Below are 12,598 nucleotides of genomic sequence, written 5' to 3' on the forward strand. Positions count from 1 at the left end.
AAAAAGTTAAATCATTTATGTGAAAGTATTTCCTGGCTTTGATTAGTCTGCGGTGTTCCCAGCAGCGGACTTAATAAAATTTTTATTTTATTCCAGCGTGTATATTTTGCCCCAAATGCGAAAACAGCTAAAATCTTAACCGGAAAAGTAACACCAAATTTTATACTGGTTATAATTATTTTAGCCAATAGCATTTGTTTACGAAGATCTTTTATAAATCCTGATTCAATTATTTGGTCATATTTATTTAATTGAGCGGCGCTAAAATCATTTTTTTCAAATGCTTCCAGAATCACTTTACACGAAGCTTCGGCCGCATCGATGGAATAATCTATCCCGGCACCAAATAGAGGGCTAACCATTCCCGCCGCATCACCAAGGACAACTTGCGAGTCATCTGAAAAATGGTCAATAAGCCACATGGGAATGAAACCACCTTTCTTGTCTACAAATTTCCGGTTCTTTAATAAAGGTGCGGTTAGTTTATAAGATTCAATAAAATCAAAAAAAATGTCTTTTACTTTTATTCCTTTATCAATCTCTTTGTTTATGGTTCCAACACCAATATTGGATTCGTTTTTATTTGGGAAAATCCAGCCATAACCCCATGGAAACAATTTATGGTCTAGGTAAATTTTCATCTCGTTTTCCGCGAATGGAACACCCTCAACCTCATAAGCATAGGCATAAGCCCAGTACGGTTTGTTTTTTGTATAATCAAAAAGGGGATTGTTTTTTGCCAACGTATGTGGGCCATCCGCAAAAGCAACAACATTGCATTCAACAGTTCTTTTTTCTTTGTTTTTTAAATCGTGGAGCTCAACTTCAACTTTGCCGGTCTCTTTAACCGAATAGCCAAGAGCTTTGGTTTTATTTACAAGATTAGCTCCGGCTTTTTGGGCATTCTCTGAGAGGTGCCTGTCAAATATTCTTCTTTTTACTGTAACCTGATCACAATCGTAAACAACTTCTCCCCAGGGCATAATAAAAATATTTTTAGTAATATTTTGCTCAATAACTTCAGGATCAGTCACATACTTTTTAAAATAAGGCATATCAAACAGCCCGCCGCAGGCACTCGTTTTTCCAGCAAACTCATCTTTTTCCACAAGAAGAACACTTTTTTTCGCCTCCGCAAGAAGTTTTGCCAAAACAGAACCTGCCGGTCCGGAACCGATCACTACAACATCATATTTTTCCATTAACACTTTACCTTTAAAAGTTATAAGATTGGCATAATCGAATCAGAAAGGGAATTACTTAAATTAAGACTCATCGAATTTTAACGAAAAAGACCTATTTGAATTATTTCAAACAGGTCTTAAAAATTTTCCAAAAACTATGTTTTAAAACAGGATTGTTAAACTATTAAATACTTTATCTAACAAGTGTCATTCTTTTTATTATTGACGATCTCCCCGCCTGTAACAGATAAATATACATGCCGCTTGCTACAGCCTGGTTTTGATCATTTTTTCCATTCCAAACAATGGAGTAATTTCCATCAGCAAGCGAGCTGTTAAAAAGCGTTTTTACTTTTTGTCCAAGCTGATTAAAAACAACCAGCTTAACAGTTTGTCCATTTTCTTTTTTGGGTATTGAAAAATGAATGCGTGTATTGGGATTAAATGGATTTGGATAATTCTGCTGCAGCTGCAACTTATCAGGCAGTAAAACATTTACAACCCTTACCAAACCGTTACTTACAAAATCAATCTTTATATCCGGATGAGTATAACGTTTTCCATCGTAGGTAATATCAATTAAGTGATATGTATAATGCCGTCCTTTTTCTACTTCATAATCTACAAAGGTGTAATCTTTACCAAAACTGGATGTACCCAATCCTTCCAAATCTTCATTTTCATTATAAGAGCTAACCAAGCTGAATGAAGATTCTGAAGATGATTTACGCCAAAGTTCAAACCCAAAATTATTCAACTCACTTGCAGTTTGCCAGCTCAATTCAATCCCAAATTCTGTGACAGCTCCTTCAAACGAAACAAGTTCAACGGGTAGCGAATTATCGGTAGTTGAAGAGCCCATTGTAAAAACAGAATATTTGGCAAGCTCTGAAGAGAGCCCGGAAACAGTGATCGTATCATTAACAGTGTCCCGAGTTTGACCTGTCCCGGCTACAACCCATTGGCCATCAGTCCCGCTTGTTGGATCGAAGTAACAAATTCTCAGATCGTTTTCATCGTTGATGGCTGACCACTCAGTTATCCCGGAATAAGAAAATTTTATTTCTGCATTGTATGTAGTAGCCGCTGTTGTAATTGTATAATAGCCATTTGTCGCAACATGGTCGACCCCAGTACCTACCAGGCTTTTATTTGTAACTTTGCCCTGATTGTAAAAAACGGAAGTATTACCGTCAGAAAATCCTGAAGCAAAATCAATAATAACTTTGTCATTGCTAAATCTTACTGTATCCGGATCATTGCCAGTTATATTTCTTTCATCGGCCAGGTCATTCTCCCACCAGGAAAGCTCATTATCATCCTGGGCCGTTGCAATAATATCCACATCGCCATCGCCATCCATGTCTTGCGCAACAGAATAGTAAGCTGCTGTAAATGTTGTAGTTATATTTGTCTTTGTAAAACTTTCACTGCCGTCATTTTCATACCAATCAACCGAATCGTCATTATCAGCGACTGAAATCATGTCCATATCAGCATCTCCATCAATATCTGCTGCCTGAACATTTCTGGCATTTTGATAGCTACTTGTTACAACATTCTCGCTACCAAAAGAGCCACTTCCATTATTCGCCCACCAGGAAATCTTATCCACGCCCCAGGTCGCCAATAAAATATCATTATCTCCGTCACTATCTACATCAGCAGTGCTTACAACCCATGGACCATTACTTAGTGGGGTAATGCTGTTTTGAGTAAAACTCTCGCTACCATTATTTGACCACCAAGATAGATCTTTACCGGCATTACCGGCATTCGCTTCACCTGCCGCGACCGTAACTATGTCAATATCGCTGTCACTATCTATTGTAGTTGCTTCAACAGATGCGGCAGCTTCATAATTGGAAACAAGTGTATTAGCTGAAAAACTTCCACTTCCATTATTATCAAACCAGCGAATTTTATCCCCGCCATTGTCATTTTGAATATTATAATAGGATGCTAAAATTTCCAGGTCCGTGTCTTCGTCTATATCAAATGCATGTATCGTATAAATCACGCTATCTGCTGTTCCAACGGAGTGATGTGTCCAACCACCATTTGAAGGTGTTCCGTCATTTTCAAACCAGGATAATGGCTGCCTGCCATCTCCTCCTGCTGCAACATCCAAATCTCCATCCTCATTGTAATCGGCCACCCAAATAGAACGCGCCCCTAATGTTGAATCGGATATCGTGTGCTGAGTAAAGGTTTCTGTACCATCATTCTCAAACCAAACAACTGTACCGCGCGGTGATGTAGTTTCGTCATTCGCAGCACTAACTATATCCATATCTCCATCATCATCTAGATCAACAACATTAAATTTTTTGGCAAGGATCAATGTATCACTAACAACATTTTTTGTCGCAAATCCCTGCGCAAAAGCAAATTGAGATAAAACCAAAATTGAAAACAATAACATTAGTGGGGACATTCTTCTCATAAGCTAAAATTCCTGAGTAAATCTATTGTTTATTAAAAGCAAAACCTTCAATACCTATCTTTGCAATAATACTCGAGCCCAAAAAAGAGGGTGCCATAAGGCACGCTTTGGTAATGGTCGGCCATAAACCATAATAAAAAAGTTCGCAAATGGTTTAAACCAGCTAGCAGTATTTAAAAACCAGGTTGTAAATTTTTCAGAATCAAACCAACGTTTTAACATGTCTGAATATTCAAAACCGGGAAGGATCTCTTCTCTCCACCAATTTTCATATTCAGCCAAACTGCTGGTAGAAACATCATTATTTGAAATTGCTGTTTCTAAAACTTCTGCAGCTTTCATAGCACTCAAAACAGAATAATATATTCCGCCGCCAGTTACAGGATTAATAAACGCAGCGGCATCTCCAATCAATACTAAACCATTTGTTATACGGGAGCCTGGAAGTGTTCCTAGAGGCAAAGGTGCCCCTTTTATTTTATCTATCGGCCTGGCTCCTTCCAGAACTTCCTTTAGGTTAGGGTTATTTTCTATAACGTCCAGAAATATTTCGCGGATTGTCTTACCAGAAGCAGTTTTATATTTCTTATTAATCATAATCCCGACGTTTGCTTTGTTTTCAGCCACCGGGAAAACCCAAACATATCCGGGCAAAGTGTGCCTATCATAAAAAAGATGGACAGCAGAGTCAAATTTTTTTCCTTCATAATACCAGCGCAAACCATCAAAATAATGTTCTTCTTCCCTTTTCAATAAACCAGTCATTCGCGCTATATTGGAATTTGCACCATCCGCTGCTACAATTGCATCGACAATAATTTCTTTTTGCTCTGCACTTTTTACATTTTTTAAGATTATTTTTTTCTTACCGGAAACATCTTCTATTTTTAAAACCTTATATCCGGTCATAACGGAATCAGCGGCGGCGGCCGCTTTTTTAAACAAGTTATTATCAAAATTTTTGCGCGGAATGCAACCACTCTTAGTGCTGGCATCTGCTTTTACATTTCCAAAAGTTACCACTTTGTGCTGTGGTGAATAAACCTTTAAACGATTGATTTTGTAACCATCTTTAAAAAGCTCTTCTTCACTAAAACCAAGCTTTTCCAGAAGATTAAATGTTTTTAAGGGAATCCCGTCTCCACATACTTTGTCTCTGGGAAACACAGCTTTGTCAATCAGCACAACACTTAAATTCCGATTTTTACAGCTGATTACTGCCGATGATCCTGCAGGGCCTGCTCCAACAACTGCAACCTGGTATTGACTCTTTTTAATATTCACTAACGGGCACCTATAAATTTTACAAGTTTCTTAACTATGTTTCGGTCAAACTTCAATATAAGTAATATGTAAACCAGCATACTTGTAGCAATTGTGATTATCAATTGGTTTAGTTTTGTAAAACCATTTAACCCAAAATGGTTAAAAACAAGGATGATTGCCGTGAAACTGGTCACGCCAATAGCTGGCAGGAAATATGCTTTTATCAGATTATACCATTTCATCTCAATCAGGTTTAAAGCTTTATACTGTGCTATTAACAGGAAAATCCAAGTAACCAAAGATACAGAAGCAGCTATTTCTACCAATCCAAAAGCAGACGCAAAAATAAGAACCGGAATCAAAATAAGTGAAAATGTCATATTTATTTTTAGTTCTATTTGAGGTTTCCCTTTTGATAAAAACACAACACTTGTTGTTGCCCAGATTGATCTGAAAAATCCTGCTGCAGAAAGAAGTTGTAAGGGAAGTACAGCTGGAAGCCATTTCTCACCATATAATAATTCAACTAAAAATGGGGCGATTAAAATTAAACCGACAAAGACTGGCATTAAAATCAATAACAGATGATAAACAGTGGTCCCATATAAATTCCTGAAATCCTGATGGTTATCCTGTAGTTTTGAAAAAGCAGGAAACATTACCCGTAAAACATTCTTGGATATTCGCTGTACCGGAAACTCTACGAGTTGATATGCAATACTGTAATAGCCCAAAGCAGAGGCACCTAAAACTTTGCCAATAATAAAGTTAGGTGCATTGGCATTTAAATAGGCAATTACTCTTGTTCCCAAAACATTTGATCCAAAATTCATTAATTCTTTAAATGCTGCTTTATCAAAAGTGAAGTGAGGTTTCCACCAGGCAAAAAGGTTTAATAACAAAGTAAGAACGAGCTGTTCAGCTATAATTCCGCAAACAAAACTCCAAAGACCAAAACCGTATAATGCACAGCCAATGGTAACGACACCATAAAAAAAGACAGAAATAATCTGCAAAGATCCAAACCTTTTAAAGCGCATTTCTTTTTGCAAACGGATACGGGGCATTGCATTTAATGCATATAACAGAAAAATAATTGTCAAAGTTTGAAGAATTTGTCCCAGTACGGGTAACTCAAAAAAAGCTGCGATTGCGGGAGCAAATAAAAGAACCAGAATAATATAAAGTGCAGCGGAAACAAGGTATATTAAAAACGTTGTTGAATAGTGTGTTTCACGGATATCTTTTTTCTGGATTAAAGCTGAGCTAAAACCAAAATCAAATAGGACATAGGCCAGCTGTGTAAATATTAGCGCTATCCCAATAACTCCAAAGTCTTCCGGGGTTAATATGCGGGCGAGGACAATGGTAGTTCCATATTGAAAAAAACGGATAAAGATTTCAGCAATCCCGACCCATTTTATCCCTTTGGAAGATTTATCCTGGATATCCTGATAATTTTCTTTTTTTTGAGTTGGCATTTATTTATGTGGAGTTGTAGGGACAGAACAATGTTCTGTCGTTACGAAAAAACTATTCGTTTATTTTAATAACATAATAATGGTGCCAGGGAACTGCAATATCCCGCTGATCAACCACTACATTCATATTCTTAAATAAATTATCTCTTACATGTTCAGCACTAAATTTTACTTTATCCGTCTCCAAACCAACTTCCCAAAAATGATCATCTCCAAATTTTTTATTGGGATTTCGAAAACGTCTGGTTGAAAAAAGTTTTCCGAGCATAATGGGCAAAGTGCCAAATATTGTCCCGCGAAGTGAAATAAAATAACGCATATCCGGAACTGAAATCAGCACATATTTACGGGCGATTTTTACCATATTTTGCACGGCCAGAATAGATTTTTCAAAAGGCATGTGCTCTAAAACTTCGTAACAGGTTATCACATCAAAACTATTTTCTTTCAGTTGCCTCGGTGCGATTATATCATCTACATAATCTGGTTTGAGATCATCATTTATATCAACTGTTTTCACGGTCTCATATCCAAGGTAATCATGTAAAAACGCACTGACAAACCCGTTTCCTTTTCCAATTTCAAGGATAGAATCTTTTTCATCAACGAATTTCTTTACAATTTCAATTTGCTCCACAAAAGAATACATGCGTTCTTTTTTGAGATATTTTCTATCAAAATAATGTTGCTTGTCTATGTTGGCTTCTTTATTCATTTATATACTCTGTGCTTTTAGTCGATTATATATTTCATTTGCCTGAATTAATTGTGGACTGCTTTTAACTGAATCCATAACCCGTTCTTTTAATTTTTTGCGCTGTTCATCCGGAAACATATTTTTTTGTGTCTGTCCTGCAAAAAATTGGTTATTTACTTTTTTTAATTTAGTAATGATCTCATCCTGTCTGTTTTCAATATCTCCAACAAGATTATAATTTCTGGAATATTTTTGGTTAACGGCTTCAATCACTTTGTTAAAATCTTTCGTTGCCGTTTCAAAAGATGTAATTAAAACTTTATCGGCCAATGCTTCAACAATCTTATGAAATTGAATATATGATTTTAAATAGAGTGATGCGTTAAGCGAAGATTGGAAAACCAGGAACGAGGCCACCGCTTCTTCCGGGGAACGCAAAACAACCACATTTGGGATATTCATTTCTGCAGCACGGATAATTTGTGCAGGAACATGTAAATGATGCCCAACTTTGACATCCTGGTTATCAAGTTTAAAAGCCACCACCGCGTAGGAATTAGCCGACCGCGGAAAACCCTCGATACAAATCTCCGTTTGGTTGCTAACTGCCATTTGATCAAAAGGAAAACTACGGGCAAATAACCTGTAATATAATCCAGGAGTCAAACCAATTGAAGATTTTAAACTATATTTCCAGTCATTTATTTTTATTAAAAGAGACTTCATTATAAACCTAGTAGTTTTTCAATATTAAAATCTTCTTTTGCTTTTATAAGATTGGCTGACAGGCTTTTTAGTTTTTCGATGGAATCTCCATAGATAAGTTTTTTCGTTTCGTCCAATAGTTGCTTACCATCCAGATCGAAATCAAATCCCGCACGCATATTATATTCACCAAAAGGCCATTCAAAATTCAAATCTTGCCGGTCATTGCAAAAATGAACTGTTTTGCCAATCTCAAGCGATTCCAGTCGTCGTCCGTTTCCTTCCTGCTCAGAATGAGATGGCATCACGATGGATGGTTTCATGTTTGCTAATACTTCCATTGTTGTACCATATCCACCGTGATAAATAACCAGATCACTTTGCTCAATGGCAGATGGACCATGAACCCAATTCTCAAAATGAACATTCACAGATTTTCCATTCAACTTATCGGCTTTAATGCGGTTACCTGTTGAAACCAACACGCTATATTCCTGCATATCAAAAATTGCAAGAATTGCATCAAAAAACTTTCTTTCCTGGGAACGCCCTGCACCACCACCAATTGAAACATAAATTTTTGGGAATGTACTCTCTTCATTAAAAAAAGGAATATTTTGGTTGTGCGTTTTTACTTCTGCCAACGGACCGCAAAAAGTAACACTTTCATCCGAACCTTTTATTGGTTCAACTTCCGGGATAGCCGGGATGAGATATTTATTACCTTTAAGCAGGTCTTCTGCTTTTTGGATATCCGATAAATGCAATTCGTTGAGTAGCGGCATAAATGGACCAAGTGCCAAAGGCTGTTTGAAATTTGCTGAATTTTCTTTCCACCAAAAAAACTCCGGCTGTGGTGGATATCCTGCCAGACGGGTTATTTGTATAACAGGAATTTTGAATTTTTCTCCGGCTAAAAAGGTTAGAAAATGCGTATCACCAACAAGCAAATCCGGCTTAAACTGTTCAATAATTTTAGACAATTGTTCAAAGCGGAAGTTGACCAACTTTGGTGTCCAGTAACCATCTCGGGGAACCTGGTATGATAAGCTGTTAAATTCCACAAATGCAGGTCTTTTATAAACTTTGCTTTTAAGTTTTATCCCTGGTTTAAAAGGTTTTTTAAACTGATATTTTACAAACCGGTCTTTCCGGGTATCCAATAGAAAAGTTTTGTAATCACTGCCGGTTCCACTACTGTAATGTTTTGGCTCTAAAACAATGGCCGATTCTTTGCCAAAACTACGCAATAATCCGGCCAGGTATAAACAGCGAGAAACATGCCCCCTTCCACCACCATGATCGCTTGGAATGATTAGAATCCGCTTCATTCTGGTTTTTCCTTGCCATTTAAAATCACAATAGTTCCATTGTCACCATTTACGCGGATTCTATCGCCGGATGAAATTCTTGTTGTCACATCTTTAACGGCCGCAATCATGGGAAGTCCATATTCCCGCGCAATAATCGCACCATGAGACAGGGCGCCTCCAATTTCAGTAATAACAGCAGAGGCTGTTACAAAAAGTGGTGTCCAGCCTGGATTTGTAGAGCGTGTTACCAAAATATCACCTTCAAGCAAATCATCAAACTGATCGGCATCCAGAATGATTTTAGCTGTTCCTTCTACCACACCGCTGCTGCAACCAATCCCGCTCAAATCTGCCACATCTGTTTCTTCTTCATAAACAGGACGCCATATTTCTCCAATTTGCATAATCCTGGGTGGATGAGTATCCAGGCTAAACTTTGCCCTACGGTTACGGCGTTCCGATATTTCTGATTGAATATCATTTAAGGCTATTTCATTATCTACATATTTTTTTATCTCAGAATTTTCTAAAAACAAAATATCATCATTTTTTAAAAACAAACCATCTTCTTTTAAAAGCCGGCCAATATTTAATAAATGCCTTTTAAGCTCGCTATGTGCTTTTACAAAAGCCTGTTTCAGATTTTCACGTTGCGTACTAAAGAAAACCGCTTTTTTATATAAATAATTAAAAACCCATTTCCTGGGGCCAAAAAGCTCTTGCTGAACTTTTTTAAGATTAATCCGCCGATTTTTATGAAGCATATCTTTTTTATTGCTCAAATCGAGCGAATCATTTTTTAGATAACTTTTGATATTGGAATAGATATATGCCCGATCTTCCCACCAACGTGGATAGAGTAGTTCAAACTCATGCAGGGCTTCGTGACCAAATTGAATTATGAACATTTTTATTTGTTGAAGAACTTCTTTTCCTTGTTCAGATTTGTTTAATTCTTCTTCTATGTCGTAAGGATTTTTTAAATCAAATAAATGACCAAGCCCGCGCTTTTTTACAAATTTTGAAAGTTTCCAAAGTGCCTCCCCACTCTTTGCACTTTCTGCAGAATCCAGGCCACTTAACAACTGTCCGGCAGAAATTTTATTTTTCTTTAATCCGTTGCAAACCTTATTTAAAAACTGGTAATAAAGCTCCGCAAAAATTGTATCGGAAACATGAAGGAACATGGTTTGCATATGCAGGCTAATTAACTGCTGTGCATGGTTATAAGATTTTCGTTTATTAAGATTTTTTATATAGAGATTCTCTGAAAGCTTTTTTTTATGGATTGAAAAATGATCAGTGATTTGCTCCGGTAGCTTGTTGGAAAATCTTAAAAAACTGATCAAAGCAAAAAATAGTTTAAATGGTAAACTTGCCAAACGCGCCAGTTTAAAAATCTTGCTACCGCTTTTTTCTTTTATATCATTTAAATAGGTCGTTAAATAAAATCGCTGCAGTGTTGCATTAAAAGCTGTGCTGTTAAAATAAACTTTTCCTTTAAAAAGCCCAAACAACCCTTCAACAGGATAATCTTTAATGCCCAGCCCTTTTAAAAATCCTTTAAAAGCATTATTTGTAATCGGGTTTAAAATACTCCAGGAAAATGGTGTTACAATATCAGGGATTACCTCGCCAACGTTCTCATCAGTCCATAAAATACTTTTCTGACTGATGGTTGTAATCGATCTCATTTGAAGTAAATAAAACTCATTGTTGGCAAAGGCCCATTCAAGATCCACCGCAAGACCTGTTTTGCGTTCTAAATCACCCGCGGCAGTAACCAATAGGTTGAGGACATTCGAATATCTTTTATTTATACCCTCAGCATTTTTAAAGCTTTTTATTTTGCGATTGTAAACCAGATGAACCGGAGTTTTTTCACCGCTAACCAGAGCTTCACCCAAACCATCAACGTATTCAACAATCATCTCATCTTTGTTAAAATTGTATGGGTTATGAGAAAACAGCACTCCGGCAATTTCTGAATCCACCATTTCCTGAATTATAACTCCCATTCCTGGTTCCGGTGCCTGAAGCCCTTGTTTAAAAGTGTAGGCAATAATTGGCTCGCTCCACTGCGATGCCCAGACACTTTTAATATTTCTTTCAATCGCAGATACAGTTAGACCTACATTTAATTCAGAAGCATATTGCCCTGCAAATGAGTGTTGTTCTAAATCTTCATTTATTGATGATGAACGAATTGCCAGCTTAACATTTTGGTTTTTGAAATGAGGAATAATTTTTTCCCTGATCTCCGTTGTTAAGCTTCCTGGAAATTCTGCTTCACGGATAGCCATCCGGAAATTTTTGGCTGCCAGTTTGCATTCAGAAAGTCCGTTTCCATTTTGTATGCTTTTTTTTAGCCTCAAAAGCTCATTGTCAAGCCGGTTAATTGTTAGAAAATCCTGCAGAGCAGAGACAGAAACAAAAAATGTTTCAGGAAGATTGTACCCGAACTTATTGAGCCTTACAAGGTTAGCTGCCTTGGCACCAACTTTCTCAATGGAAATATTTTCGTTTATTTTAGAAATATAAGCCATTACATGAACATCTCTTCATAAAAACAGGTTACTTCACGGCCATCATCCAATTTACCCGTACGCCGATATCGCACATATCGGGAGTTGGCTATCATTTTTTTGAGTACTGAAAACACTTTGTATTTACCGCTAATATGGAAAAGTACTTCAATGATTTTTATAAACAAGGTAAACTGTTTAGAGAGGCCTGACATAAAAAATATTATATCATCAATTTTGTTGGACTTATTTAAAGTAAATGCAAAGTTTTTTTGATTTGATTCGTAGTTGATTTTGTTTTTATCACTTTTTACTTCCGGTGAGTGATCGATCGTTAATCCTGAATTTGTAACATCTAAAGCTATTTTTGTAGTGATCTTGTTTTTTGAAATAATCTCGCCATAAATAAACAACTCATCTTCAATAAAATATTTTCCCCAATACCAATATTTTAAGGCTTTCTTTAAATTCCCACTCCCGGAATTAAAATCGTGGTACCCACGGCCTTCAAGATTTAATTGATTACCATCCCAATTAACTTTTCCTTTTCCTTCACATAAAGGCGCGTATACAATCCAATCAAATGCAGCCTGTATATTTGGATCATTTAAGAGTTTATTTTTGGGTGGTTCTTTTATTTGTAGTTTATCTTTAAATGATAATTCTAAATCAAGTTTCTCATCCTGAACTTTAACAAATATTTCATTGCCTGTTTTGGTTATGAAATTGTTTTTGTCATATTCCAATCTAAAAGGGTCTTCGCTAAATGTTTCCTGTGATGCAGGCAAAACAAAAAAATGATGCAAAAGTACCCGGTTATCTTTATAAATGTAAATATCAAAGATAGCAATTGGAAAAACAGAGTTAAATGGTTTTGGATGAATGGTACAAATTATATCGTGTCCATCAGGACTATGCAGATCGAAATAGTACCATTTAAAATCGGGATAGCAGCTCAAATTTTATAGGGGAATATTTAAA

Annotated in this window: 9 protein-coding genes; all 9 read right to left on the reverse strand. The window is 36.5% G+C overall.

The features are described 5' to 3' along the window. Positions 1–11: 11 nt before the first annotated feature. The 9 genes from HND50_12950 to HND50_12990 all read right to left on the reverse strand — a co-directional run bounded on the left by HND50_12950 (position 12) and on the right by HND50_12990 (position 12,576). Positions 12–1,202, reverse strand: a complete 1,191-nt coding sequence (locus HND50_12950; protein NOG46143.1) for an NAD(P)/FAD-dependent oxidoreductase — start codon at positions 1,200–1,202, stop codon at positions 12–14. Positions 1,203–1,377: 175 nt separating this feature from the next. Continuing rightward, positions 1,378–3,621: a T9SS type A sorting domain-containing protein gene (locus HND50_12955; GenBank protein ID NOG46144.1), complete on the reverse strand. Its 2,244-nt coding sequence runs from the start codon at positions 3,619–3,621 to the stop codon at positions 1,378–1,380. A 63-nt stretch (positions 3,622–3,684) separates the two neighbouring features. Further along, entirely contained in the window at positions 3,685–4,914 is a 1,230-nt protein-coding gene (locus tag HND50_12960) for an NAD(P)/FAD-dependent oxidoreductase (GenBank protein NOG46145.1), read from the reverse strand. Next, positions 4,914–6,377 (reverse strand): lipopolysaccharide biosynthesis protein, encoded by a 1,464-nt coding sequence (locus HND50_12965; GenBank protein ID NOG46146.1) that lies wholly within the window; start codon positions 6,375–6,377, stop codon positions 4,914–4,916. Before HND50_12965 ends, HND50_12960 begins: the two co-directional genes overlap by 1 nt. A gap of 52 nt (positions 6,378–6,429) precedes the next feature. Next, positions 6,430–7,092 (reverse strand): methyltransferase domain-containing protein, encoded by a 663-nt coding sequence (locus HND50_12970; GenBank protein NOG46147.1) that lies wholly within the window; start codon positions 7,090–7,092, stop codon positions 6,430–6,432. Continuing rightward, complete coding sequence (locus HND50_12975; protein NOG46148.1) at positions 7,093–7,800, reverse strand: hypothetical protein; 708 nt, start codon at positions 7,798–7,800, stop codon at positions 7,093–7,095. It abuts the gene before it with no gap. Next, a complete protein-coding gene (locus HND50_12980) occupies positions 7,800–9,110 on the reverse strand; it encodes a hypothetical protein (protein NOG46149.1) in 1,311 nt (436 codons plus the stop codon). The genes HND50_12975 and HND50_12980 overlap by 1 nt, the downstream gene beginning before the upstream one ends. After that, entirely contained in the window at positions 9,107–11,638 is a 2,532-nt protein-coding gene (locus HND50_12985; GenBank protein NOG46150.1) for a hypothetical protein, read from the reverse strand. The genes HND50_12980 and HND50_12985 overlap by 4 nt, the downstream gene beginning before the upstream one ends. Further along, a complete protein-coding gene (locus HND50_12990) occupies positions 11,638–12,576 on the reverse strand; it encodes a hypothetical protein (protein NOG46151.1) in 939 nt (312 codons plus the stop codon). The genes HND50_12985 and HND50_12990 overlap by 1 nt, the downstream gene beginning before the upstream one ends. Positions 12,577–12,598 lie beyond the last annotated feature (22 nt).

The sequence above is a fragment of the Calditrichota bacterium genome (assembly GCA_013112635.1).
Classification (GTDB): Bacteria; Calditrichota; Calditrichia; order Calditrichales; family J004; genus JABFGF01.

What these genes read in the sequence shown, in the direction of transcription:
- HND50_12955 (NOG46144.1), bottom strand. Translation starts at nt 3,621, where the DNA reads ATGTCCCCACTAATGTTATTGTTTTCAATTTTGGTTTTATCTCAATTT.
- HND50_12975 (NOG46148.1), bottom strand. Translation starts at nt 7,800, where the DNA reads ATGAAGTCTCTTTTAATAAAAATAAATGACTGGAAATATAGTTTAAAA.
- HND50_12985 (NOG46150.1), bottom strand. Translation starts at nt 11,638, where the DNA reads ATGGCTTATATTTCTAAAATAAACGAAAATATTTCCATTGAGAAAGTT.
- HND50_12950 (NOG46143.1), bottom strand. Translation starts at nt 1,202, where the DNA reads ATGGAAAAATATGATGTTGTAGTGATCGGTTCCGGACCGGCAGGTTCT.
- HND50_12980 (NOG46149.1), bottom strand. Translation starts at nt 9,110, where the DNA reads ATGAAGCGGATTCTAATCATTCCAAGCGATCATGGTGGTGGAAGGGGG.
- HND50_12965 (NOG46146.1), bottom strand. Translation starts at nt 6,377, where the DNA reads ATGCCAACTCAAAAAAAAGAAAATTATCAGGATATCCAGGATAAATCT.
- HND50_12970 (NOG46147.1), bottom strand. Translation starts at nt 7,092, where the DNA reads ATGAATAAAGAAGCCAACATAGACAAGCAACATTATTTTGATAGAAAA.